Origin of the sequence: Dokdonella sp. (assembly GCF_017744955.1) — a bacterium.
In the GTDB taxonomy this organism is placed as follows: Bacteria; Pseudomonadota; Gammaproteobacteria; order Xanthomonadales; family Rhodanobacteraceae; genus Dokdonella_A.
In genome coordinates this window covers 302895-327467 of sequence record NZ_JAGIAG010000004.1, presented here as the reverse complement: position 1 = coordinate 327467, position 24573 = coordinate 302895, and the positions used below count along the sequence as shown (strand labels likewise).

The window sequence follows — 24573 nt, the reverse complement described above, 5'->3', positions numbered from 1 at the left end:
TCTCGGCGCCGAGATCGCACGCGTTGCACCTGGCTTGCGTCGCCGCGCTGGCCGGACTCGGCCTGGCCGGCACCAGCCGCGCCGACGACGGCTTCCTCGACGGCTGGGAAGTCAGCGGCTACCTGCGCGGCCACCTGTCGATGAACCTCGACAATCCGTACCTCGCCGATCCGACCAACAACGGCGCGCCGAAGGGCGACTACAAGTACGACCTGTCGATGCTGCGCGGCAGCCTCAAGCTGAACCTGTTCAAGGATTTCGGCAACTCCAAGGTCAACATCTCGCTGCGCGGTTCGCAGGAGTACGAGACCAGCTACCTGAAGGACCTGCAGAAGGTCGCCGACCAGTACGCCGCCACCGACCTCTTCAGCAACCGCCGCCGTTCCAGCGTCGACCTGATGGACGACGTCTACAACAAGGCCGAGGTGCGCGAGTTCTGGTGGCAGACCGACCTGCGTCCGGGCACCACGATCAAGCTGGGCAAGCAGCAGGTGGTGTGGGGCGAGACCGACTTCTTCCAGTCGATGGACGTCATCCACGGCTACGACTTCCGCTGGCGCTCGTTCCTCGAGGCGGAGAACGAGGAGCTGCGCAAGCCGCTGTGGATGGCCAACGTCGTGCAGCGCTTCGACGCCGTCGACGGCAGCCTGCAGTTCGTCTACATCCCCGGCCGCATGAACTCGGCCGACCAGCGCGGCAACAGCTACGACGTCGAAGGCGGGCGCTGGGCGAACACGCCCAACCGCGGCATCACCTTCGCCGCGGCGCCGTTCGGCGCCGACGTGCCGTACAACTACGACCACAAGGACGCGCGCATGGACGACGACGCGCTCGGCCTGCGCTGGAAGGCGGTGGCCGGCAAGTGGGAATACTCGCTCGGCTGGTTCCGCGGCCCGGCGCAGGTGCCGGTGATCAATCCCAATCCGGACAACCCGCTCGGCGTCGGCAACGCCACCAGCGGCCGCAGCTTCCTCGGCGCCTGGCACGGCGAATACCGCTCCGACCGCAGCTCCACCGTCGGCGAGCTGATCTTCCCGCAGATCGACGTGTTCGGCATCACCGCCAACCGCTACCTCGAAGGCATCGACTCGGTGTTCTCGATGGAGGCGTCCTACATCCCCGACAACACCTACAACGTCGGTGTGCAGGCCGGTGAGGCCGGCGGCTGCGCGTTCTTCCCCGGCTTCTGCGGCATCGTCGAGCGCGACGTGGTCAAGCTGATGTTGCGCATGGACAAGCAGGTCGACCTGAGCTCGTTCCTGAAGACCAGCCGCCCCTCGTTCCTGTCGGTGCAGCTGTTCGACACCTGGATCCTCGACTACGACCGCAAGGACGAGATCGTCAACCTGGCCGGCTTCGGCGGACGCACCAAGCAGCACTCGGCGATCCTCACCGCGATCCTCGGCATGAACTACAACAGCGATCGCATCAACCCGACGCTGGCGGTGGGCACCGATCTCAGCTACGGCGGCGGCTTCGTCATCCCCAGCGTCGAGTTCGCCTACGGCAACCACTGGCGCATCAAGGCCGAGGCCGACCTGTTCTTCAACCGCAAGTACCAGAAGCGCGCGCTGACCGGCTTCAACGACACCAACCTGTTCGGCTACTTCGACGGCAACAACCAACTGTCCGTCCGCGTGACGTACCAGTTCTGACGGAGCATCGCGATGAGAATCCTCGTTTCCACCCTCGCATTGGCCACACTGTCCTTCACCGCGGCGGTCGGCGCCGCCGAGCTCAAGCCCGGCACCGTGCTGAATGCCTCCAACCTCGCCACGCATCTGTCCGACAGCTTCGAGAACCACGCGATCTCCGATCTGCTGACCGAGCGCATGCAGAAGCTGATCAAGGACGAAGGGCTGACGATCACGCTGAAGGCCTCGCAGCCGGTCGAACTCGGCCGCGATTACCTCAAGGCCACGCAGGACAATGCCGGCAAGGCCAAGTACAACCACGACACGCGCCAGGTCGAAGGCTGGGTCGGCGGCATTCCGTTTCCGAAGGTGGAAGCCAACGATCCGGACGCCGCGGCCAAGCTGATCTGGAACCACCACTACGCGCAGCCGATCAAGAACCTGCAGGACTATCCTAAGTTCGCCTATCTCTTCATCGGCGAGAAGGGCGGCCTGGAGCGGCGCCAGGAGTGGGCGTTCCAGCGCTACTACATGAAGGGACGCCTCGGTGCCGATCCGGTGGTGGAGGGCGACGGTTCGATCCTGACCAAGACCCTGCTCTACGCGACCTATCCGAGCGACATCCGTGGTCTGGGTCTTTTCACGGTGCGCTACGACTCGCCGAAGCTCGAGGACTCGTGGGCGTACCTGAAGTCGGTGCGGCGCACGCGGCGCCTGTCCGGCGGCACCTGGATGGACCCGATCGGCGGCACCGACCAGCTCAACGACGACATCGAGATCTTCAACGCGCACCCGAGCTGGTACGCCGACTACAAGCTGATCGGCAAGCGCTGGATCCTCGCCGTCGCCAACTCGACGACGAAGACCTGGGACACCAAGGCGAGCGGCAACGCGGAATTCCCGGTGATCGACCTCGACGGCGCGCCGCACTGGAATCCGAAGGACGGCTGGGAGCCGCGTGAGGTGTGGGTGATCGAGGCGGTCACGCCGCCCGAGCATCCCTACAGCAAGAAGGTGCTGTACATGGACGCGCAGTTCCCGCGCTTCTACCAGGCCGAGGCGTACGACCGCAAAGGCGAGTTCTGGAAGTGGATGAACTACCACCTGAAGACGATCAAGACCGAGGACGGCGACAAGGGCATCATCTCGGCCGCCGGTTTCACGATCGACTACCAGCGCCGTCACGGCACGGTGTTCATCCTCGCCGACTCGGCCAAGCTCAACACGCCTGGCATCAAGGCCGACAACGTGAATCTGGGAGAGCTGGAGAAGGCGGCGCGCTGACGCGCGGACGACGTCAAAGGGTTTCTACTGGATCCTTCTCCCGCTTGCGGGAGAAGGTGCCGGCAGGCGGATGAGGGAGGCCTTGAGAGGGGCCTTCAAGTGTTCCCTCACCCGCGCCTGCGGCGCGACCTCTCCCGCGAGCGGGAGAGGTGACAGCTCGACTCCGGAGTATCGAGCTTCTGGCGCGCGCAGGCTCCTGACAACGATCAACTCGCAACGATTCAAGAACACGCCGGCCCTGGCCGGTTGCCGAACGGAGCAGTCATGGGTTTTCGATTGGGTGTGGATGTCGGTGGCACGTTCACCGACCTGTTGTTGATGAACGAGGCGAGCGGAGAGAGCTTCACGGCGAAGGTGCCGTCGACACCGCACGATCCGTCGATCGCGGTGCTGGACGGCATCGACAAGATCTGCCGCAGCTCGGGCGTGGCGCCGTCGCAGATCCATTCGGTGATGCACGGCACGACCGTGGCGACGAACGCGATCCTGACCCGCCGCGGCGCACGCGTCGGCCTGGTGACGACGCGCGGCTACAAGCAGGTGCTGCACATCGCGCGCTCGTTCGTGCCCGGCGGCCTCGGCGGCTGGGTCATCTTCAACAAGGGCGAGCTGCTGGCACCGCTGGAACTCACCATCGAAGCCGACGAGCGCGTCGACGCGCGCGGCGAAGTGGTGCGCGCGCTCGACGAGGACGGCGTGCGCGTCGGCCTGCGCCGCCTGCGCGAGGCCGGCGTCGAGGCGCTGACCGTGAGCCTGATCAACGCCTACCGCAACGACGCGCACGAGCAGCGCATCGCCGAGATCGCCGCCGACGTGCTGCCCGGCGTGCCAGTGTCGCTGTCCTCGGAAGTCGTGCCGGAGATGCAGGAGTACGAGCGCACCGAGACGACAGTCGTCAACAGCTACGTGCGCCCGCAGGTCGCGCACTACGTGCGGCATCTGCAAGAGGAACTGCAGCAGCGGCTGCGCCCCGACGTGCGCCTGGCGATCCTGCGTTCCGACGGCGGTCTGGCGACCAGCCAGTCGGCGGCGCAGGCACCGGTCAACATGCTGCTGTCCGGTCCCGCCGGCGGCGTCGCCGGCGCGATCTGGTTCTGTTCGCGCGGCGGTTACTCGAAGGTGCTGACCTGCGACGTCGGCGGCACCTCAACCGACGTCGCGTTGATCGACGACAACCACGCCCGCGTGCGCCGCGAGACGCGCGTCGGCGACATCGCCGTGCGCGCGCCGTCGGTCGACGTGCGCACGGTCGGCGCCGGCGGCGGCTCGATCGCCTTCGTGCCGGAGCTGACGCGCGCGCTGCGCGTCGGCCCGGAGAGCGCCGGCGCGGTGCCGGGTCCTGCCGCGTACGATCGCGGCGGCACTCAGGCCACCGTCACCGACGCCAACATCGTGCTCGGCTATCTGCCGTCGACGCAGAAGCTCGGCGGCGATTTCCAGGTGCGCCTGGATCTCGCCACCGCGGCGGTGCAGAAGATCGCCGACGCGATGGGCGTCGCGCTGCACGAGGCGGCCGAAGGCATCGTGCGCATCGCCAACGAACGCATGTACGGCGCGCTGCGCCTGATCAGCGTCGAGCAGGGCTACGACCCGCGCGACTTCGCGCTGTGCGCGTTCGGCGGCGCCGGTCCCCTGCACGGCAACGCGCTCGGCATCCTGATGAACGCCTGGCCGGTGATCGTGCCGCCGGGACCGGGCGTGCTGTGCGCCTACGGCGACGCGACCACGCGCATCAAGGACGAGGCCTCGCGCTCGCTGGTGCGGCGGCTCACCGAAATCACCGCGGACGAAGTGGCCGAAGCGCTCGATCAGCTCGGCGACGCCGTGCGCGTGTCGCTGGCCGCGCAGGACATTCCGCTCGACCAGCAGCAGATCAACTGGCAGGCCGACGTGCGCTACCAGGGCCAGGCGCTGCTGCTGACGCTGGAGATCGATCCGGCCGAGGTGCGCAAGCAGGGGCTGGAAGCGCTCGCGCACGCGTTCGACGCCGAGCACGAGCGCCAGTTCACCTTCGCTCTCAACGAGGCGCACGAGCTGGTCAGCCTGCGCGCGATCGCGCGCGCGCCACGCCCGGCGATCGCCGACAAGGCGGCCGACGACGCCGGCGCCGATGCCACCGCCGCGGTGATCGGCACGCAGACGATCCACTACGCCGGCCGCGACCACACGGCGACCCTGTACGACCGTTCCCGTCTCGCGCCGAAGCGGCGCGTCGACGGGCCGGCGATCGTGTTCGAAATGGATTCGACGACCTTGATCCTGCCGGATCACCATGCGGTCGTCGACGAGGTCGGCAACCTGCTGATCCGTCCCGGCAGCGAGGAGAAAGCGGCATGAGCGCACGCATCGTTCAATCCAACCCGGCGCCGTTCCGCCGCGTCGAGGTCGACGCGATCACCGTCGACATCGTCGAGAACGCGCTCGCCAACGCGCGCAGCGAGATGGACGCGGTGCTGTTCCGCACCGCGATGAGCCCCGGCATCCGCGAGCAGGGCGACGCGTTCCCGATCATCGCCACCCACGACGGCAAGATGCTGGTCGGCCAGTTCGGCTCGTTCATCGCCGGCCTGTTGCAGGGCTACGACGGCACGGTCGAGGAAGGCGACGTGTTCCTCACCAACGATCCGTACCTGTGCAACGGCGCGGTCAGCCATCTGCCCGACTGGCTGGTGCTGATGCCGATCTTCAAGGACGGCCGCCTGATCAACTACTCGGCGATGTTCGGCCACATGTCCGACGTCGGCGGCAAGGTGCCCGGCAGCCTGCCGACCGACGCGCGCACGATCTGGGAAGAAGGCATCCGCATTCCGCCGGTGAAGCTCTATCGGCGCGGCGAACTCAACGCCGACATGCTCGACGTGATCCTGCACAACGTGCGCATGCCGCGCTGGAACCGCTCCGACCTCAACGCGATCGTCGCCGGCTGCCGCAGCGCCGGCCGGCGCTGCGTGGAACTGGCCGAGCGCTTCGGCGACGACGTGTTCCACAGCGCGCAGCAGTCGATGCTCGAACGCACCTACCGCGCGATGAAGGAAGTCATCCAGCGCGTGGTGCCGGAGACGCGCCAGGTGTTCGAGGACTACATCTGCGACGACGGCGCCGGCTTCGGCCCGTACACGGTGCGCTGCGCGCTCTGGCGCGAGGGCGACAAGGCGATCTTCGACTTCGAGGGCACCGATCCGCAGGCCAGTTCCTCGGTGAACTTCTACCTCAACGAGGAGATGTTCAAGATCTTCTTCGGCGCGCTGACGATCAGCCTGTTCGATCCGGCGATCCTGCTCAACGACGGCTTCTACGACCTGGTCGAAGTGCGCATTCCGAAAGGCTCGATCCTGAAGCCGAACTTCCCCGCGGCGCTGTCGTGCCGCACGCACCTGCTCGGGCGCATCTTCGACGTGATGGGCGGCCTGCTCGGCCAGGGCGCGCCGCAGGCGATGAACGCGGCCGGCTTCTCCGACTCGCCGCATTTCATGTATTCGGGCTATGACGCCGCCGGCGAGTGGTTCCAGCTGTTCCAGATCGGCTTCGGCGGCATCCCGGGCCGGCCGGCCGGCGACGGTCCGGACGGGCATTCGCTGTGGCCGGGCTTCACCAACGTCCCGAACGAATACATCGAGGCGTACTTCCCGCTGCGCATCGAGACCTACGAGACGATCTGCGATTCCGGCGGCGCCGGCCTGCATCGCGGCGGCAACGGCCTGCGCGTCGCCTACCGGCTGCTCGCCGACGGCGACATCTCCATCCACGACGACCGCTGGCTGACCCACCCCTGGGGCGTCAACGGCGGCGAGCCGGGCCAGCGCAGCCGCAAGGAACTGGTGCGCGGCGACGGCAGCCGGCAGATCCTCGCCTCCAAGTGCGACAACGTGAAGGTCAAGGCCGGCGACCTGCTGCTGTTCGACACCTGGGGCGCCGGCGGCTGGGGCGATCCGTTGCAGCGCGAGCCGGCCAAGGTGCTCGCCGACGTGCGCAAGAGCCTGGTCAGCGTCGACGGCGCGCGCCGCTACGGCGTGGTCGTCGCCGGCGACGCGGTCGACGAGGTGGCGACGCGCACCTTGCGTGCGACGATGGCGCAATCGCGCGAACCGATCGGCCTGTTCAACCGCGGCGGCACGCTCGACGAGCTGAAACAGCGTTGCCTGGAAGAAACCGGCCTGCCGGCGCCGGCGACACCGGTGTGGACCTGAGCGAGGAACGCGGCATGGCGCTCGAATCCCGTCGACTCGACGCGGCGCGGCGGTACGCGCTGATCCTGGTCGATCTTTCGGTCGGCTTCACCGACCCTTCGCGCAGCCGCCTCGCCGCGCCCTGCGAGGCGGTGATCGCGGCCAACCAGCGCCTGCTCGCCGCGTTCCGCGCGCGCGGCGCGCCGGTGTACTTCACCACGGTGATGTACGACTCGCCCGATCAGGCGCGCGTGTTCCGCGAGAAGCTGCCGGCGCTGAACGATCTCGCCGCCGGCTCGCCGCTGGTGGAGATCGACGCGCGCGTCGCGCCCGCGCCGGGAGAGGCGGTGATCGTCAAGCGCGCCGCCAGCGGGTTCTTCGGTACCGACCTGGCGCAGCGGCTGCGCGAGGCCGGCGTCGACGGCGTGGTCGTCACCGGACTCACCACCAGCGGCTGCGTGCGCGCGACGGCGCTGGACGCGCTGCAGAACGACCTGCGCGTGCTGATCCCCGAGCAGGCCGTCGGCGACCGCGATCCGGTCGCGCACGCGGCGAACCTGCGCGACCTGCAATTGAAGTACGCCGATGTGGTCGATCTCGATGTCTGTCTGGCGCTGTTCGGCGGCTAGCGTCGTGGCGCTCGCGCTGACGGCGTGCGCGGCCGGCGGCGGATCGCGCGCGCCGGTCGCCGCCGCCGCGCCAGTCGTCGACGCGGCATCGCCGGACGCGGGCACGCCGCCGTCGTGCCGCGACTACGTCGCCGCCTGGGTCGAGCGTTTCCGCGGCCACGTCGCGCGCCTCGACCGCGGCGCCGCGGAAGCCGGCGAGGAACGCCTGCAACGCGCGCGCGAACGGCTGGCGACGGAGCACGTCGACGAAGCGGCGTGCGCGCGCCCGTACTGCATCGTCCGTCCGCTCGGCGACGGACGCCTCGACAGCTGGTGCGGCTATCGCGTGCCCGATCCGAGCGGCGCGGAGCTGTATCGCTGGATTCCCTATCGCTGATGCCCGGACCCAAGACCGTGACCGCCAGGACGCTCTACGACAAGCTCTGGGACACCCATCGCGTCGCCGATCTCGACGACGGTTCGAGCCTGCTCTACATCGATCTGCACCTGCTGCACGAGGTGACGTCGCCGCAGGCGTTCTCGAACCTGCGCCGCATGGGCCGCAAGCCCTGGCGCACGGACGCGACGCTGGCCACGCCCGACCACAACGTGCCGACCGTGCTGCGCGAACTCGGCCTCGGCGGCTTCGACGACCCGATCGCGCGGCGCCAGGTCTCCACCCTGGAAGCGAACTGCCGCGACTTCGACGTGCCGCTGTTCCCGCTCGGCGACCTGCGCCAGGGCATCGTGCACGTGGTCGGTCCGGAGCAGGGGCTGACCCTGCCGGGCATGACCGTCGTCTGCGGCGATTCGCACACCGCCACGCACGGCGCGCTCGCCGCGCTCGCGCACGGCATCGGCAGCAGCGAGGTCGAGCACGTGCTGGCGACGCAGACGCTGCGCAGCCGCAAGTCGAAGAACATGGCGGTGGTCGTCGACGGCCGGCTCGACGACGGCGTGGTCGCCAAGGACCTCGCCCTGCACCTGATCGGCCGCATCGGCACCGCCGGCGCGAGCGGCCACGCGATCGAGTTCCGCGGCAGCGCCGTCGAGGCGCTGTCGATGGAAGCGCGCATGACCTTGTGCAACATGAGCATCGAGGCCGGCGCGCGCGTCGGCCTGATCGACTACGACCGGGTCACGCAGGACTACGTCGAAGGGCGGCCGTTTGCGCCCGGCGGCGCGCAGTGGACGGCCGCGGTGCGCCATTGGCAGGACCTGCGCTCGGACGACGGCGCGTACTTCGACCGCATCGTCGAGCTGCACGCCGACGACGTCGCGCCGTGCGTCACCTGGGGCACCTCGCCGGAGATGGTCGTGCCGATCTCCGGCCGCGTGCCGGATCTGCACGACGCGCGCGACGAGGTGCAGCGCAACGACTGGTCGCGCGCGCTGGCCTACATGGGCCTGGAAGCCGGCCGGCCGATCCAGGGCACGCCGATCGACAAGGTGTTCATCGGCTCGTGCACCAACGCGCGCATCGAGGACCTGCGCGCCGCCGCGCGCGTGCTGCGCGGCCGCCGCATCGACCCGCGCGTCAAGCTGGCGCTGGCGGTGCCGGGCTCGGGCTTGGTCGCCCTGCAGGCCGAGCACGAAGGACTGGACGAAGTGTTCATCGACGCCGGCTTCGAGTGGCGCGCGCCGGGCTGCTCGATGTGCCTGGGCATGAACGCGGACCGCCTCGCGCCCGGCGAACGCTGCGCGTCGACGTCCAACCGCAATTTCGAAGGCCGCCAAGGGCGCGGCGGGCGCACGCATCTGGTGTCGCCGGCGATGGCCGCGGCGGCGGCGCTGGCCGGCGCGCTGATCGACGTCCGGGAGCTGTGAGCATGCAACCCTTGATCCGCCATCGCGGCATCGTGATCCCGATCGACCGCGCCAACGTCGACACCGACATGCTGCTGCCCAAGCAGTACCTGAAGAGCCTCGATGCTTCCGGCTTCGGCGATTTCCTGTTCGACGAGGAGCGCTGGCTCGATCCCGGCGAGATCGACACGCCGATCGCCGCGCGCCGTCCGAACCCGGATTTCGTGCTGAACCGGCCGCCGTACCGCAGCGGCACCGTGGTGCTGGCGCAGGCCAATTTCGGCTGCGGTTCCAGCCGCGAGCACGCGGTGTGGGCGCTGCGCGACTTCGGCGTGCGCGTGCTGATCGCGCCGAGCTACGGCGACATCTTCCGCAACAACTGCTTCAACAACGGCCTGCTCGCGATCACGCTCGGGCAGGACGTGGTCGATCGCCTGTTCGGGCAGGTCCGCGCGCAGCCGGGGCTCGAGGCCGAGGTCGACGTCGCCACCGCCACGCTGAGCGTGGCGCAGGCGAGCTGGACCTTCGCCCTCGACGAGGGGCGCCGCCGCAACCTGCTGAACGGCCTGGACCAGATCGGCGAGACCCTGCTGCTGGCCGAGCGCATCCGCGCCTACGAGGCGCGCCGCCGCGCGGTCGAGCCCTGGGCCTTTCGGCAGGGGCGCGGCGATGCGGTCTAGGCCAGGATCGGTCGTGTTGCCCGGCCGTCCGGCCGGGCCGATGATGCGAACCGGCGGCGCCGTCGGCGGTCGCAGGTAAGGTTTCCGGTCAGGGGGCTGCATGGATTTCGCCAACGTCGCTCAGAGCAAGCCGCGCATCTGCCTGATCGGCAATTCCAAGTTCAGCCAGATGGTGCACAGCCTGATCGGCGAGTTCGAGGCGGTCGCGCGCATCAACATCATCGACAACATCTTCAACGACGCGGTGCGCGCCGCGCGCGAGCTGATCGAGCAGCAGCAGGTCGACATCTTCGTCAGCGCCGGCGCGAACGCGTTCTACCTGCAGGACACCTTGTCGGTGCCGGTGCTCGGCCTGCGCGTCAGCTCCGCCGACCTGATCCAGGCGGTGCTGACCGCGCGGCGCATCTCGCGGCGCATCCTGCTGCTCACCTACGAGCGCCAGAAGACCGACCTCGACGTGCTCAAGGTGTTCGACGACATCGAGGTGACGCACCGCACCTACACCACCGCCGACGAGATCAAGGAAGTCTTCCATCAGTGCCGCGAGGACGGCTACGGCGTGGTGGTCGGCTCCAGCTACACCTGCGACCTGGCCGACCAGTGGGGCATGGCGTCGGTGCTGATCTACTCGCGCGAGTCGTGCCGCAACCTGCTGCGCAAGGCGATCCGCGTCGCCGGCCAGCACAAGCGCCAGCGCCAGCAGACCGCGCTGATGCAGTACGTGCTCGACCGCAGCGCGCATCCGACGGTGATCACCAACCTCGACGGCAGCGCGGTGGCCTGGAACGCGGCGGCGAGCGCGCAGCTGCCGCGCTTCGCCAAGCGCCGCCGCCTCGACGGCCTGCTCGACCGCCGCATCCTCGACGCGCCGAGCTTCCGCTCCGAGCGTCTGCTGCTCGAAGACCGCCTGTGCGCGCTCGACAAGGCGCCGTTCGAATTCGCCGGCGAGACCGTCGGCCACGTCTACAGCGTGCAGTGGAGTCCGGTCGCCGAGACGCAGGACGACAGCCGCCGCCTGGTGTTCCGTTCGCAGCGCATGGCCGAGGTGCACAACCTGCTGGCGGTGTACGGCGCCACCGCCGGCACCGTGCTGCTGCACGGCGAGACCGGCACCGGCAAGGAACTCGCCGCGCGCTGCATCCACGCCGCCGGCGCGAACGCGAAGGGGCCGTTCGTGGCGGTGAACTGCTCGGCGATTCCGGCCGACCTGTTCGAGTCGGAACTGTTCGGCTACGCCGACGGCGCGTTCACCAGCGCCAAGAGCGGCGGCCGTTCCGGCCTGCTGGAGACGGCCAACCACGGCTCGTTCTTCCTCGACGAGATCAATTCGCTGCCGCTGGCGCAGCAGGCCAAGCTGCTGCGCGTGCTGCAGGAGAAGGAAGTCACGCCGGTCGGCTCGCGCCAGGCGATCGCGCTCGACGTGAAGTTCATCGCCGCCTGCAACGTGGATCTGGCCGAGGAGATGCGCGCCGGCCGCTTCCGCGAGGATCTCTACTACCGCATCAGCACGTTCGCGATCCGCATTCCGCCGCTGCGCGAGCGGCCGGAGGACATCGCCGCGCTGACCGCGTACATGGTCCAGCGCGAGGCGCAGCGCTACGGCGCCGAGATCGACGCGAAGGCGCTGGTCGACGGCGTGGTGCCGGCGTTCCGGCGCTACCACTGGCCCGGCAACGTGCGCCAGCTGGAGAACGTGGTCGAGCGGCTGATCGTCTCGCATCGCCTGTACCGCAGCAGCGAGGCGATGGTCGACGCCTTGCCGGCGATCGCGCCGGAGCTGTTCGCGGTGGCGCGCCTGGAACCCGGCGGCGAAGGGCACCTGCGCACCGTCGAGCAGGAAGAGATCCATCGCGCGCTGACGATGTTCAGCGGCAACCGCAGCCGCGCCGCGGATTTCCTCGGCATCAGCCAGACGACGCTGTGGCGGCGGCTGAAGCGGCGGCGGTCCGATTCGCACTGAAGCTGCGGAAGCGGTGTCACGCCAGGATTCGCGAGAGGCATACCTAGACAACTGGCGGTCGGTCGCCGTGCGTCGTCATTCCCGCGTTCGCGGGAATGACGCAGACGAAATCATGCCAAGCGCTTGCGAGCAACCGCGCGAACGGCTGCGCGAATTGGCGGCCGCTGCACCGGTCCAGGCGCGCGCGGCCGCGAGGTTCTGCGGCTAGAACAACAGCGAAGCCATCTTGCGGCGGTAGGCGCCGACCAGATCCTCGTCGTCGAGCACGTTGAACGCGGCGATCAGGCGCTTCTTCGCCTGGCCTTCGTTCCAGTTGCGGTCGCTGCCGAGCACGTGCAGGAACTGGTCGAGGCCGGCCGCGGCGTCGCCGTCGATCAGCAGGCGCACGCCGAGCAGGTCGCGTGCGGCGTGGTCGTCCGGGTCGCGTTCGATGCGCGCGCGCAGCTCGGCCGCGGCCGGCGCGTTCTTCAGGCTCTGCGCGAATTCGAGCTGGCCGCGCAGGCGTCGCGCGCGATCGTCGCCGGCGAGGTTGGCCGGCAGCGCATCCAGCTCGGCTTCGGCGGCCGCAGCATTGCCGACCTGCATCTGCGCGACGGCGAGGTCGAGCTTGAGTTCGGACTTGTCCGGCTCGGCGGCGATCTCCTGCTGCAGCCGTGCGATCGCCTGCTCGGGCGTCTCCTGCACCAGCGGCGCGACGTCGACGTCGACGCCATCGGCCGCGGCCGCGTTCGGCTGCACGTGGCGCGACAGGAACTCGCGGATCGCGCTTTCCGGCAGGGCGCCGGTGAAGCCGTCGACGAGCTGGCCGTCGCGCATCAGCACGACGGTCGGAATGCTGCGCACCCCGAACGAGGCCGCCAGAATCTGCTCCTTGTCGCAGTCGACCTTGGCCATGCGCACGGCGCCGTTGAATTCGTCGACCACCTTCTCGAGCAACGGCCCCAGCGTCTTGCACGGCCCGCACCAGGTCGCCCACAGGTCGACCAGCACCGGCTGCTGGAACGAAGCCTGGATGACTTCGGCTTCGAAATTGGCTTCGGTGGCGTCGAAGACGTGCGGGGAAGGGGAGGCTGCGGACATCAATGAACTCCGGAATTTTCTTGCGTCGTGTGAGGAGAGGCGGCCGAGGCTCGCGGCCTGATCTTCGCGATCATGGCCGATCGCCAAGGCAAATTGCACCGGTGCGGCCGGAAGACAAGTCGATGTAAAAAGGATTTGACATTGGCTATCGAGAATGTAACCTAAAGCGAACATCATGTCCGCTGGGGAATACATCATGCGTCAACGTTGGCTGTTCACCGCCTTGCTGCTGGTCGGCGCCGCCGCGACCTGGCTGCTGCTGGCCGGCCCGGATCGCGTGCTCGGCATCGACACCGGCAATCTCGGCGTGTTCGCGCTGATCACGGTGTCGTGGGCGTCGCTGATCGCCGTCTCGCGACTGCCGCAGGACGGCATCGAGAGCGCCGTCTCGCCGGGCGAGTGGCGCGCGTGGATCGCCTTCGCCTTCACCGCGGTGATCGCCGCCTACGCGATCACCCACGTCGGCGCGTTCCAGGGGCCGCCGTTGTGGCAGAACCCCGATGCGCAGCGCGTCGGCCGCACGATCGCTTTGATGGTCATCGCCTGGATCATTCTGTTCGCCGTGCTGCGCCAGCGCTGGCACGGGCGCGTGCAGGAGGACGAACGCGATCGCGAGATCGAGGCGCGCGCGAGCGAATGGGCGCGCGTCGCGCTCAGCGTGCTGGCGATCGCGCTGGCGGTGCTGCTCGGCTTCACGCCCTCCGACCGGCTCGAATGGGCGCCGCCGCCGGTGATCGCGCACCTGATCGTGCTGGCGCTGATCGCGGCGAGCCTGATCGAGTACGGCTACACCGCGCTCGCCTACTGGCGCGACCGGCACTGACATGGGCGGCACGCCGATCCGCAACGAGATCCGCCGTCTGCGCTTCGAGCACGGCGAGATGACCCAGCAGGCGCTGGCCGACGCCTGCGGCGTCACGCGCCAGACGGTGATCGCGCTGGAGGCGGGCAAGTACGCGCCGTCGCTCGAACTCGCCTTCCGCATCGCGCGCACCTTCGGCGTGCGCGTCGACGACGTGTTCCGCTGGGAGGACGCGGACGCCGCGTCGTAGTGCGCAATCGCGCGCGATCCGCGCCGATGGCGTGATCCGATGCCCTTTGACGTATCCGGTCGTGCAGAGCGACTTCCGGAGCAGCGATCATGGGCCTAGGCCGCAACAATTTCGACCGCATCAGCGACTACGAGGCAGCGACACGCGACTTCCCCCAGGCCAAGCGCGCATTGTGCTTCGGCGACTCCTGGTTCCAGTACGTGCCGCACCCGACCGACCTCGACAAGCAGCTCGCGCGCCTGTTCCGCGGCACGCTGTTCCTCAACGAGGGTGTCGCCGGTCGCGACAGCGCGATGTGGAAGTCCGCGATACCGCGCGTCGAGCGCGAGATCGCCAGCTACCGGTTCGATGCGATCCTGCTTTCCAACGGCGGCAACGACGTGGTCGGCTCCGAAATGAAGGAGTTCATCAAGACCGCCGGTCAGCTGCAATCGCCCGGCTCGACCCGCTGGGGCGAGATCCCGCGCGAGGTGTTCGACCACGTCCGCCTCGAGACCTTCGAGCACGCGCTGCGCTACGCGATCCTCGATCTCAAGCAGATCGTCGACATCGTCAACCAGTACTCGCGCGAGTCGCTGGTGTTCGTGCACACCTACGACTACGTCTGGCCGAGCGGCAAGGGCTTCAAGCTCGGGTTGGTGAAGACCGGTCCCTGGATCAAGCCGTATCTCGACGAGGTCGGTCTGACCGATCCGGCCGGCCAGCGCGTGCTGACGTCCTGGCTGGTCGATCAGTTCGCGCGGGAGCTGAAGGCGTTCGTCTCCGTCAACGCGGCGAACGTCCGCCTGATCGACAGTCGCGGAACCCTGCCGCGGCAGGCGCAATGGGAGAACGAGATCCATCCGACCGCACGCGGCTTCGAGCTGATCGCGACGCAGTGCTGGAAGCCGGCGCTGGCGGCGGTGCTTCGCTAGAGCGTTCGACGTCGGCGCCTGTGCGCCGAGGACGGGCGTTGCGCGCGTCCCTCTCCCGCGCGCAGGAGAGGGAACATGCGGTCGTCGGAATCGAACAGGCGCCGGCTCGACGGCGCCGCGCGCTATTCCTTCGCCTTGCCGTCCTGCTTGTACACCACGCCGTCCTTCATCACGAAGCGCACGTCCTGCATGCGCTTGATGTCTTCGAGCGGATTGCCCTCGACCGCGACCACGTCGGCGAACTTGCCGGCTTCGAGCGAGCCGAGGTCCTTCGACTTCTTCAGCAGTTCCGCCGCGTGCGTCGTCGCCGCCTGCAACGCGTACAGCGGCGGGATGCCGGCTTCGACCATGTACTGGAATTCCTTCGCGTTCTGGCCGTGCGGGTACACCGCCGCGTCGGTGCCGAAGGCGATCTTCACGCCGGCCTTGTAGGCCTTGCCCGCGGTCTGCTGGATGATCGGACCGACCTGCTTGGCTTTCGCCGCGATCTGCGCCGGGTAGTAGCCGGGCTTCTCGGCCATCTCCTGCACGTAGCGGCCGGCGATGATGGTCGGCACGTACCAGGTGCCGTGCTGCTTCATCAGCTTCATGTCCTCGTCGGACATGAAGGTGCCGTGCTCGATCGAATCGACGCCGCCGATCACCGCGCGGCGGATCGCCTCGGCGCCGTGCGCGTGCGCGGCGACGGTGAAGCCGTAGTCGTGCGCGGCGGCGACCACGGCCTGGATCTCCTCGACCGTCATCTGCGCGTTGTCGACGCTGCTGCTCTCGTCGAGCACGCCGCCGGACGGCATGATCTTGAGCAGGTCGACGTGGTCCTTGTAGTGCTGGCGAACGGCCTTCCAGGCGTCGTCCGGGCCGTTGATGATGCTTTCCTTCGCGCCCGGGTCGCCCTGCAGGTCGGCGCGGTAGCCGTCGGTGTCGTCGGCGTGGCCGCCGGTGCTGCCGATCGCGCCGCCGGCGGTGAAGATGCGCGGGCCCGGCACGATGCCGGCGTTGATCGCGTTGCGCAGCGCGACCGACGCGTTGGCGCCGTCGCCGAGGTTGCGCACGGTGGTGAAGCCCGCCTCGAGCGTGCGGCGCGCGTAGACGGTGGAGCGGATCGCGTAGTCGGCGGTGTTCCAGCGGAACTGGTCGGTGTAGCCGGTCGGGCTGGTCTCGCCGGTCAGGTGCGTGTGGCTGTCGATCAGGCCGGGCAGGCAGGTGGAGCCGGCGAGTTCGATCGACTGCGCGCCGGGCACTTCGGCGCGTCCAGCCTTGAGTTCGCGGATGCGCTTGCCGTCGATCACCACCGTGGTTTCGCCGAGCAGCTTGCCGGCCGCGGTGTCGAGCAGGTTCGCGCAATGCAGCGCGACCACGCCGGGCGCCGCGTCCGCCGGTTCCGCGGCGGGGGCCGCGAGCGCGGCAATGGTGGTGGCGAGCAGCAGGTTCATCGCGGTCCCCTTCGGTGGTCGAAAGGCCGCATCTTAGCGAAGCCGCGTCGGCGCGAAGGTGCCGTTCGGCACGGTCGGCCGCGGCTTCGGACGATGCTCTAGAATTGATCCCGATCCGGAGCCCGCAATGGAAGACAGCGCCAACGTGACCCTCCAGTTGCAGCGCTGGCGCGAGGGCGACGCGTATGCGCTCGACGCGCTGCTGCCGGCGGTCTACGGCGACCTGCGCCTGCTCGCGGCGAAGCGGCTGGCCGACCATCCCGAGCAGCGCACGCTGCAGCCGACCGCGCTGCTCAACGAGATGTTCCTGCGCCTGCTCGGCGCCGAGCGCATCGACATCGTCGACCGCGAGCACCTGTTCCGCCTCGCCGCGCGCACGATGCGGCAGATCCTGGTCGACCGCGCGCGCCGCGCCGCCGCCGACAAGCACGGCGGCGACTGGCAGCGCGAGGACCTGACCCAGGCGCTCGGCCTGCCGCTGCCCGACCACACCGACCTCGGCGAACTGGACCAGGCGATCGCCCAGCTCGAACGCCTCGACGAGCGCCTCGCGCGCGTGGTCGAGCTGCGCTACTTCGTCGGTCTCAGCGTGCCCGAGGTCGCCGGCGTGATGAACGTCGACGAGCGCACCGTGTACCGCGACTGGGCGCTGGCGCGCAGCTGGCTGCGCACGCGCCTGGACGGATAGGAAGGGTATGCGCGACTGCCCGGACACCCGCAGCGTCCACCGATGACCGAATTGTCCAGCGAGCGCTTCGCGCGCCTGCGCAGCCTGTTCCATTCCCTGCTCGAGGCGACGCCGGAGACGCGCCGCGCCGAGCTCGCGCGCGTCGCCGCCGCGGACGCCGAGCTCGCGCAGCTCGTGCGCCGGCTGCTCGACGACGCCGACACGCAGATCGACGCCGACGGCGCGCCGCCGGTCGACGCCGGACTGGCGCCCGGCACGGTCGTCGCCGGCCGCTACCGCATCCTGCGCCTGCTCGGCGAGGGCGGTATGGGCGCGGTGCACCTGGCCGAGCGCGTCGACGACATCGCGCAGAAGGTCGCGCTGAAGCTGATGCGCGGCGGCAGCGCGGCCCTGCACAAGCGCTTCCTGCGCGAACGCCAGATCCTGGCGCGACTGAGCCATCCGAACATCGCGCATCTCGTCGACGGCGGCCTCACCGAGGCCGGCGTGCCGTGGTTCGCGATGGAGTACGTCGACGGTGCCGCGCTCACCGAGGCCTGCGACCGGCAGCGGCTCGACCTGCGTGCGCGCGTGCGCCTGCTCGCGCAGGTCTGCCGCGCGGTGCAGTTCGCGCACCGCAACCTCGTGCTGCACCGCGACCTCAAGCCCTCCAACATCCTGCTCGACGCCGAGGGCGCGCCGAAGCTGCTCGACTTCGGCATCGCCAAGCTGCTCGACGACACCGCCGCGGACCGGCCGCAGACGGTGACGATGACGCCGGCCTACGCCGCGCCGGAACAGCTGCGCGGCGAGGCGGTGACGACGGCGAGCGACGTGTACCAGCTCGGCCTGGTGCTGTACGAGCTGCTCGGCGGCGTGTCCGCGCACGAGCTGCGCCGCCGCCGCGCGCTCGCGCGCGAGACGACCAGGTCGCTGCCGCGGCTGGAGCAGGCGTACGCGCAATGCGACCCGCAGCACGCCGCGCGCATCGCCGCCGAACGCGGACTGGCTCCGGCGCGGCTGGCGCGCGCGCTGCGCGGCGACCTCGGCCGCATCGTCGCCAAGGCCACCGCCGACGACCCGCGCGAACGCTACGACGGTGCGCAGGCGCTGGCCGAGGACCTGGAGCGCTGGCTCGCCGGCCTGGCCGTGCTCGCCCAGCGCGGCTCGCTCGGCTACCGCCTCGGCAAGCTGCTGCGCCGGCACGCCTACGCGGCTGCGGCGATCGCGCTGCTCGGCGTCGGCCTGGTCGCCAGCAGCGTGGTGGCGATCAACCGCGCCGGGCACGAGCGCGAGCAGCGCCGCCGCGCGCAGACCGTGGTCGCGTTCATGCGTGAGGTGTTCCGCCAGGGCGATCCGCAGAACGCCGGCGCCGACGCGCGGCCGGTCGACCTGCTCGAGCGCGCGGCGGCGCGGCTGGAGGCGCGCAGGGACGTCGACGACGTCACGCGCGCCGTGCTGCTCGGCGAGATCGCCGGCGTGTTCCAGGCGCTCGGCCGCGACGACGAGGCGATGCCGCGCGCCGCGCGCGCGGTCGAGATGCTTGAGCCGGTGCGCGAGACGCACGCCGAGGAATACCTGTCCGCCGCCGGCAACCTGATCGAGGCGCTGCGCGCGCTCGACACTTCCGCGCGCGAGGTCGAGCTGATCGAGCACGCCCTGCCGCTGGCGCGGCGCACGCCGGGCGGCGAGCGGCTGTGGTACGGCGTGTTCCTCGCCTACCGCGGCTACGCGCAGTTCCAGCGCGAGGACAACGAGGGCGCGGCGGCGAGCCTGGACGCGGCGATCGCCGAGTTCGAGCGCGATTCGGCGCGTTCGCTCGACGACCTCGGCGGCGCGCTGTACCAGCGCGCGTTCGTCGCCGTGGACCGTGGCGACATCCGCAGCGGCATCGCGCTATACCAGCGCGCGCTCGACGCGCACGACCGCGCCGCCGACGGCAGCCGTTTCTCGCGCCTGGCGACCGAGGAGGTGATGGCGCGCGCGTACTGCCTGCTCGGCGACACCGCGACCGGCATCGAGCGCCAGCGCAGCGCGGTCGAGCGGCTCGGCGCGATGCTCGGCCCGACCCACGGCCGCGTGGTGATGTCGCGCGTGAATCTCGTGCAATGCCGGCTCAACCGTGCCGACTATGCCGCCGCGGCGGCCGAACTGGACGAGGTGCAGGCCGCGCGCCGCGGCGGCAGCGTGCTGACGCCGCTGCAGGGCGCGTTCGTCGACCAGGTGGCGACGCGGCTGGACCTGTACCGCCTGCGCACCGCCGCGGCGCTGGCGGGCGCGCGCGCGATCGAGAGTGCGCTGCGTGCGCTGCAGCCGCCGCGGCGCTACGTCATGCGCGCCGACATGCTGCTCGGCGAGAGCCTGCTGCAGGCAGGGCAGTGCGAACAGGCCGGACCGGTGCTGCAGGAGGCGCTGCGCTACGCGCAGGCGCTGTCCGCGGGCACGCCGAACGCCCACACCGGCGAGATCGAGGACAGCCTCGGCCGCTGCGCGCTGGTGCAGGGGCGCCACGACGAGGCGCAGCGCTGGTTCGCGCAGTCCGTCGCGCAGTTCGACGCCGCGCAGGTCGCCGGCGCGCCGTCGCGCGTGCGCAGCGAGATCCATCGCCTGTGGTCGCGCGCGCTCGCCACGCGCGACGCCGCCGCGCTCGAGGCGCTGGCGGCGCGGCGCGCGGAGCTGGTCGCCGCGACCGGCGGCGAGGAGGTCGCGCAGGTCTGGCAGTTCGACCTGCTGCTCGACGAGGTGCGCGCTGGCTTCGGCCTGCCGCAGGCCGATCCCGCCCGCAGCGCGCGCGCGGCTGCCAGCTTGCAGGCGCTGGCCGGTTCCGCGTCGCCGCCGCGCTTCGTCGGCCTGAACGGCTTCTGGTAGCCGGCTGCGCCGCGGCGGCGAAGTTTCGTGTCAGGGTTTCCGGCCACTCTGCGTTAGGGAAGATGCGTCGCGATCGCGCGCCGCCGAGGCGGCCGCGCGGAGCGGGACGCATCGGCGATATCCGTGGCCAGGGACGCGGCCGACAGCACAATCGAGAGGTGTCGGGGTGGCAACGAAGAAACTGGTATGGGCACTGGCCGGCAGCGGCCTTCTGTACGGCGCGCTCGCGGCCGCCGATCCGTCCGCGACGCTGGTGCCCGCGCGCGGGCCGGCGGCGGTGGCAGGGCAGGACAACACCTGCGACGCGGACGGCATCTGCCTCGCGGTCACGGTCAGCCGCAATCTCGATCCGCAGGCCTGCGACGGCGGTCCCTCGCTCGAGGCGGTCGCCGGCGAGCAGGTCAACTTCTGCTACACCGTCACCAACCATTCGGCGACGACCTACGAGTACCACACGCTCGGCGACAACGGCGCCGATCCGGACCAGCAGTTCCTGTTCGGCGTGCACCAGCCGCTGGCGCCGGGCGAGAGCTACCAGTACAACCGCATCCTGACGGTCGGCGCCAACCTCCGTTCGACCGCGACCTGGACCGCGGTCGCGGCACTGCCGAACTACGTCGCCGACGACACCGCGCCGGCGCAGTTCGTCGACATCACGGCCATCGGCCAGGCGCTCGACCTCGGCCAGAACGGCCAGACGCCGGTGGCGCTGCCGTTCCCGGTCCATTTCTACGGCGCTCCGTCGCGGCGCATCGCGGTCAGCGTGCACGGCGCGATCGGCTTCGGCACCGACGTCAGCGGCCTGATCGGCGGGCTCTGGGATCAGCCGCTGCCGACCGCCAACGCGGCCAACAGCGGCATCTATCCGGTGATCGCGCCGCTGTGGATGCGCCTGGACGCGCGCTACGGCGCGATCTACACGGCCACGCTCGGCAGCGCGCCGAACCGTCGCTTCGTGATCGAGTGGTACGACCGCGCCGCGTTCGCCTCCAGCGGGCCGGCCGATCCGCGCGGCGCCACGTTCGAGGTCGTCTTCACCGAGGGCAGCGACGAGATCGAATTCCAGTACCTGCACACGACGTTCGAGGATTCCTCCTACGACCACGGTCTGCAGGCCAGCGTCGGCGTGAACTACGGCGTGATGCCGGACGGCGCGATGGGCGTCGCCACGCAGTATTCGCTGAACGAATCGAGCATCCAGGACGGCATGGCGATCCGCTGGACGCCGAGCGCGATCACGCGCAGCGTCGCGTCGGCGTGGTCCGGCGTCACCGTCGGCGCGCCGGTGATCCGGCTCGACCACGACGCCTACGACGTGACGCTCGCGCCAGGCGGCTCCGCCACGCGGGCGCTGTCGATCGGCAACTACGGCAACCGGCCGCTCGGCTACGAGATCGGCACGCAGTCGACCTCGGCGCATGTGCCCCCGGGGCTGCGTCACGCGCCGGCGGCGCAATCGCCGGGCGAGCTGCAGCTCGACACGTCGCCGTCGGCGCGGCTGACGCCGGCGTGGCTCGCCGCCCTGCAGCGGTTGCAGGCGCCTCTTGCGGTACGGCGAGGGCCGTCGCCGATGGGCAGCGCCGGCGTGCCGGGCTATACCGGCATCAGCACGATCGACGTGAACACCTTCCTCGGCCACGGCGGCCTCGCCGCGTTCGATCTGCTCGCGCCGCAGACGCTGACGCCGGCGCCGTTCGCGCTGCCGGACGAGACGACGTGGTCCGCCGGCGACTTCATCGGCGAGGACCTGACGAACCTGTACGCGGTCACCACCGCCGGCGGCGTGCTGCTGCGCATGGACGTCGACAGCGGCACGGTCACCACGATCGGCGCGACCGGCATCGGCGCCAACGGCGGCAGCGTGACCGGTGCGGCCTACGATCCCGTCAGCGGCCTGTTCTACGTCGTCTCGGTCAGCGAGGACCTGCTCGGCCGCAGCAAGCTGTACACCGTGGACCCGGCCACCGGCGCGTCGAACTTCGTCGGCGGAATCTCCGTTCCCGGCATGCCGGCGGTCGCGATCACCGACATCGCCGTCGACGCCGGCGGCGCGATGTACGGCTTCGAGGGACTGAGCCACGCGCTGGTCGCGATCGACCGCGCCACCGGCGACGCCAACGTCATCGGCGACACCGGCATCTTCACGCAGTACACCGCGGCGATGGATTTCGACGACAGCGACGGCCGCCTGTACGTGGTGGCGCTCGACAACGCCGATACCAGCGGGCTGGTGACCAAGTCCTACGTCGTGGACCCGACCACCGGCGCGGCGACCGAATTGGGCGCGCTCGAAACCGGCGGCGCGCTGGACGCCTATCGCCTGTGGAGCGGAGGCCTTGCGATCGCGCGCTCGGGCAAGCCCTGCGCCAACCTCGACCAGGTGCCGTGGCTGTCCGCCGATCCGGCGGCCGGCGCGATCGACGACTACGGCGTGTCCAATCTGGTCAACCTGACCTTCGACGCGAGCGCTCTCGACGCAGGCGTCTACACGACGACGCTGTGCGTCAACAGCAACGATCCGCGCAAGCGGCACGTCGCCGTGCCGGTCACGTTGACCGTCGGCGACGGCGGCGGGCGCATCTTCGCCAACGGCTTCGACGGCTGATCCGTCGACCCCGCGGTCGGCGCACTCCCTCCGCGCCGCCTTCCGCGCCGCGCCGCCACGTCAGGGCGGCGCGGCTTTTTCGTCCGGGTATGCGCGCCGCGGCGGATTCCCGCGGCGGCGTGGCAGCGGTCCGGAAAAGCGCCGCCTCAGTCGAAGCCGTCACGGAAGAGGCGGTCGACGTAGCTCGATTCGAGCGCGCCGATGTCGCAATGCGCCTCGCCGTCACCGTCGCCGTCGAGCGGGCGCGGCACGCTGCGCGCGTCGTAGCGGGTGCAGCGGGCGTCGTCGCCGCCGTCGATCGCCGGCGCGCCGTGGGCCGGCGGCATCACCAGCACGTACTGGCCGAGGTTCTTCGGCGCGCCGAGCCAGTCCATCGGGCCGGTGACCAGGCTGGTCGGGTCGGGATCGGGCAGCGGGCAGGCGGCGTCGCTGTAGAGGTTGTGGCTGCTCGTCACCTGGCCGAAGCTGTAGGCGCAGCCGGGGCTGTCGGTGCTGCGGTTGTCGACGATGTTGTTGACCAGTTCGAGCGAGCCGACGTTGATTGTGAACGCGCCGCCGTACGGGTTGGCGAAGCCGTCGATGCCGCTGCGGTTCGCGCTGAAGGTGTTGTTGACCATCCGCGCGTAGCAGCAGTTGACGAAACCCACGCCGCCGCTCGAGGCGATGCCACGGTTGGTGTGGAAGGTGCTGTTGAGGATGTTCACGCGCGTCTGCGCCGCGTTGACGAACGACAGCGCGCCGCCGCGCAGCCCGACGTTGTTCTCGAAGAAGTTGCGCTCGACGTCGAAGGTGCCGGCGTCGCTGTGCAGCGCCGCCGCGCCGCCGTCGCCGGTGCCGTCGATGTCGTAGTTCGTGCCGGGCCGGCGGCAGGCGGTGCGATTGCCGGTGAAGGTGGAATCGACGATCGAGCCGACCGAGTTCGCGCCCGGCAAGTACAGGTGCACGGCGCCGCCGACGCCGCTGGAGCACGACGAGGGCAGGCTGTTGAACAGGTAGACACGGTTGTCGCGGAACGTGCTGCGCGCGATTGATACCGCGTGCGCGCCTTCGCTGGACAGCGCGCCGCCGTGCGCGTCGTTGGTTTCGGCCGACTCGCCGAGCGTAAGCGCTTCGTTGCGTTCGAACACGGAGTCGGCCACGGTCAGCGGTCCGGCCGCGTAGACGGCGCCGCCGCGCGCCGGAGTCGCCGCGTCGACGAAGACCTTGCATTCGACGAAGGTCACGTGGTCGATCTCGGTGACGGTATTGGCATTGTGCACACCCACGCAGCCGCCCTTGCCGATGATCTGGCCGCGGCGCAGCGTGAGGTTGGCGATGGTCAGCTTCGTCGTGTCGGAGTCGGCGGCGACGCTCACTTGCGTCCAGCCGCCGCCGTCGATGACGACCGCGCCTTGCATGTCGGCGCCGTCGATGCGCACGTCGGCGCCGACGATGGGTGCGACCGGGCCGTTGAGCGCGATCGGCAGCGTCCCGGAGTAGGCGAAGCGGATTTCCTGCGGCGTGGCGATCGGCTGCAACTGCGCCAGCGCGTCGGCGAAGCTACCCGGCCCGAAATTGCCGCTGTTGGTGACCCAGATGACGATCGGGTTGCCGGCACGGGCGACGCCGGCGAAGGCGAGGGCGAGAACGAAGGCGGCGGCGAGACGGACGCGCATGCGGATTTTCCTGGACGTGTCCATCCAGTACGCGGAAGGGCGCCGGATCTCCCAAATCCTGCGCCGCTGCGGCAGCGGCGAGGTTGGCGCGGATGCTGCGCTGCGATACGCTGGCGCATTCCCCGAAATCAAGGATGGCGCGGCCTCGCGGCGCGCCGCGA

The 24573-nt window shown here is 70.0% G+C and carries 18 protein-coding genes; 15 read left to right on the top strand and 3 right to left on the bottom strand.

Annotated features, from left to right (window positions below; translation table 11 throughout):
- Positions 1 to 23 precede the first annotated feature (23 nt).
- The 9 genes from J7520_RS11905 (at position 24) to J7520_RS11865 (ending at position 12138) form a co-directional block, all read left to right on the top strand.
- Entirely contained in the window at positions 24 to 1655 is a 1632-nt protein-coding gene (locus J7520_RS11905) for a DUF1302 family protein (protein ID WP_291188505.1), read from the top strand.
- A 12-nt stretch (positions 1656 to 1667) separates the two neighbouring features.
- Positions 1668 to 2918, top strand: a complete 1251-nt coding sequence (locus J7520_RS11900; RefSeq protein ID WP_291188503.1) for a DUF1329 domain-containing protein — start codon at positions 1668 to 1670, stop codon at positions 2916 to 2918.
- Between the two features lie 264 nt (positions 2919 to 3182).
- On the top strand, positions 3183 to 5255 hold the full coding sequence (locus J7520_RS11895; protein ID WP_291188501.1) for a hydantoinase/oxoprolinase family protein: 2073 nt from the start codon (positions 3183 to 3185) through the stop codon (positions 5253 to 5255).
- Complete coding sequence (locus tag J7520_RS11890) at positions 5252 to 7105, top strand: hydantoinase B/oxoprolinase family protein (RefSeq protein WP_291188499.1); 1854 nt, start codon at positions 5252 to 5254, stop codon at positions 7103 to 7105. The genes J7520_RS11895 and J7520_RS11890 overlap by 4 nt, the downstream gene beginning before the upstream one ends.
- Positions 7106 to 7119: 14 nt before the next feature.
- A complete protein-coding gene (locus J7520_RS11885) occupies positions 7120 to 7713 on the top strand; it encodes an isochorismatase family protein (protein WP_291188498.1) in 594 nt (197 codons plus the stop codon).
- 4 nt (positions 7714 to 7717) lie between these two features.
- Positions 7718 to 8089 carry a hypothetical protein gene (locus J7520_RS11880; protein WP_291188496.1) on the top strand — a complete coding sequence of 124 codons (372 nt, stop codon included), beginning with the start codon at positions 7718 to 7720 and terminating at the stop codon, positions 8087 to 8089.
- Between the two features lie 17 nt (positions 8090 to 8106).
- Positions 8107 to 9519, top strand: a complete 1413-nt coding sequence (gene leuC, locus J7520_RS11875) for a 3-isopropylmalate dehydratase large subunit (RefSeq protein ID WP_291188567.1) — start codon at positions 8107 to 8109, stop codon at positions 9517 to 9519.
- A 2-nt stretch (positions 9520 to 9521) separates the two neighbouring features.
- Positions 9522 to 10178 carry a 3-isopropylmalate dehydratase small subunit gene (gene leuD, locus J7520_RS11870; RefSeq protein WP_291188494.1) on the top strand — a complete coding sequence of 219 codons (657 nt, stop codon included), beginning with the start codon at positions 9522 to 9524 and terminating at the stop codon, positions 10176 to 10178.
- A 100-nt stretch (positions 10179 to 10278) separates the two neighbouring features.
- Entirely contained in the window at positions 10279 to 12138 is a 1860-nt protein-coding gene (locus J7520_RS11865; protein WP_291188492.1) for a sigma 54-interacting transcriptional regulator, read from the top strand.
- Positions 12139 to 12342: 204 nt separating this feature from the next.
- On the opposite strand, the gene trxA is transcribed toward J7520_RS11865, so the two are convergent.
- On the bottom strand, positions 12343 to 13218 hold the full coding sequence (gene trxA / locus J7520_RS11860; RefSeq protein ID WP_291188490.1) for a thioredoxin: 876 nt from the start codon (positions 13216 to 13218) through the stop codon (positions 12343 to 12345).
- A gap of 196 nt (positions 13219 to 13414) precedes the next feature.
- Between trxA and J7520_RS11855 the strand changes: the two genes are divergently transcribed.
- The 3 genes from J7520_RS11855 to J7520_RS11845 all read left to right on the top strand — a co-directional run bounded on the left by J7520_RS11855 (position 13415) and on the right by J7520_RS11845 (position 15184).
- The gene (locus tag J7520_RS11855) at positions 13415 to 14041 is read left to right on the top strand and encodes a DUF2178 domain-containing protein (RefSeq protein WP_291188488.1); all 627 of its coding nucleotides are present in this window, start codon (positions 13415 to 13417) and stop codon (positions 14039 to 14041) included.
- Position 14042: 1 nt separating this feature from the next.
- A complete protein-coding gene (locus tag J7520_RS11850; protein ID WP_291188486.1) occupies positions 14043 to 14270 on the top strand; it encodes a helix-turn-helix transcriptional regulator in 228 nt (75 codons plus the stop codon).
- An 89-nt stretch (positions 14271 to 14359) separates the two neighbouring features.
- Positions 14360 to 15184, top strand: coding sequence for a hypothetical protein (locus J7520_RS11845; protein WP_291188484.1), 825 nt, complete (start codon positions 14360 to 14362; stop codon positions 15182 to 15184).
- Between the two features lie 122 nt (positions 15185 to 15306).
- Here J7520_RS11845 and J7520_RS11840 read toward each other — a convergent pair whose 3' ends face one another.
- Positions 15307 to 16617: an amidohydrolase family protein gene (locus J7520_RS11840; RefSeq protein WP_291188482.1), complete on the bottom strand. Its 1311-nt coding sequence runs from the start codon at positions 16615 to 16617 to the stop codon at positions 15307 to 15309.
- A 127-nt stretch (positions 16618 to 16744) separates the two neighbouring features.
- On the opposite strand from J7520_RS11840, the gene J7520_RS11835 reads away from it, so the two are divergent.
- The 3 genes from J7520_RS11835 (at position 16745) to J7520_RS11825 (ending at position 22757) form a co-directional block, all read left to right on the top strand.
- Entirely contained in the window at positions 16745 to 17305 is a 561-nt protein-coding gene (locus tag J7520_RS11835) for an ECF-type sigma factor (protein WP_291188480.1), read from the top strand.
- Positions 17306 to 17347: 42 nt separating this feature from the next.
- Positions 17348 to 20152, top strand: a complete 2805-nt coding sequence (locus J7520_RS11830) for a serine/threonine-protein kinase (protein WP_291188478.1) — start codon at positions 17348 to 17350, stop codon at positions 20150 to 20152.
- Positions 20153 to 20318: 166 nt separating this feature from the next.
- Complete coding sequence (locus J7520_RS11825; protein WP_291188476.1) at positions 20319 to 22757, top strand: hypothetical protein; 2439 nt, start codon at positions 20319 to 20321, stop codon at positions 22755 to 22757.
- A 146-nt stretch (positions 22758 to 22903) separates the two neighbouring features.
- On the opposite strand, the gene J7520_RS11820 is transcribed toward J7520_RS11825, so the two are convergent.
- Positions 22904 to 24412 carry a choice-of-anchor Q domain-containing protein gene (locus J7520_RS11820; protein WP_291188474.1) on the bottom strand — a complete coding sequence of 503 codons (1509 nt, stop codon included), beginning with the start codon at positions 24410 to 24412 and terminating at the stop codon, positions 22904 to 22906.
- Between the last annotated feature and the right edge of the window lie 161 nt (positions 24413 to 24573).

What these genes read in the sequence shown, in the direction of transcription:
- J7520_RS11900 (WP_291188503.1), top strand. Translation starts at nt 1,668, where the DNA reads ATGAGAATCCTCGTTTCCACCCTCGCATTGGCCACACTGTCCTTCACC.
- J7520_RS11845 (WP_291188484.1), top strand. Translation starts at nt 14,360, where the DNA reads ATGGGCCTAGGCCGCAACAATTTCGACCGCATCAGCGACTACGAGGCA.
- J7520_RS11885 (WP_291188498.1), top strand. Translation starts at nt 7,120, where the DNA reads ATGGCGCTCGAATCCCGTCGACTCGACGCGGCGCGGCGGTACGCGCTG.
- J7520_RS11890 (WP_291188499.1), top strand. Translation starts at nt 5,252, where the DNA reads ATGAGCGCACGCATCGTTCAATCCAACCCGGCGCCGTTCCGCCGCGTC.
- J7520_RS11895 (WP_291188501.1), top strand. Translation starts at nt 3,183, where the DNA reads ATGGGTTTTCGATTGGGTGTGGATGTCGGTGGCACGTTCACCGACCTG.
- J7520_RS11820 (WP_291188474.1), bottom strand. Translation starts at nt 24,412, where the DNA reads ATGCGCGTCCGTCTCGCCGCCGCCTTCGTTCTCGCCCTCGCCTTCGCC.
- J7520_RS11850 (WP_291188486.1), top strand. Translation starts at nt 14,043, where the DNA reads ATGGGCGGCACGCCGATCCGCAACGAGATCCGCCGTCTGCGCTTCGAG.
- leuD (WP_291188494.1), top strand. Translation starts at nt 9,522, where the DNA reads ATGCAACCCTTGATCCGCCATCGCGGCATCGTGATCCCGATCGACCGC.
- J7520_RS11855 (WP_291188488.1), top strand. Translation starts at nt 13,415, where the DNA reads ATGCGTCAACGTTGGCTGTTCACCGCCTTGCTGCTGGTCGGCGCCGCC.
- J7520_RS11835 (WP_291188480.1), top strand. Translation starts at nt 16,745, where the DNA reads ATGGAAGACAGCGCCAACGTGACCCTCCAGTTGCAGCGCTGGCGCGAG.
- trxA (WP_291188490.1), bottom strand. Translation starts at nt 13,218, where the DNA reads ATGTCCGCAGCCTCCCCTTCCCCGCACGTCTTCGACGCCACCGAAGCC.
- J7520_RS11840 (WP_291188482.1), bottom strand. Translation starts at nt 16,617, where the DNA reads ATGAACCTGCTGCTCGCCACCACCATTGCCGCGCTCGCGGCCCCCGCC.
- J7520_RS11830 (WP_291188478.1), top strand. Translation starts at nt 17,348, where the DNA reads ATGACCGAATTGTCCAGCGAGCGCTTCGCGCGCCTGCGCAGCCTGTTC.
- J7520_RS11865 (WP_291188492.1), top strand. Translation starts at nt 10,279, where the DNA reads ATGGATTTCGCCAACGTCGCTCAGAGCAAGCCGCGCATCTGCCTGATC.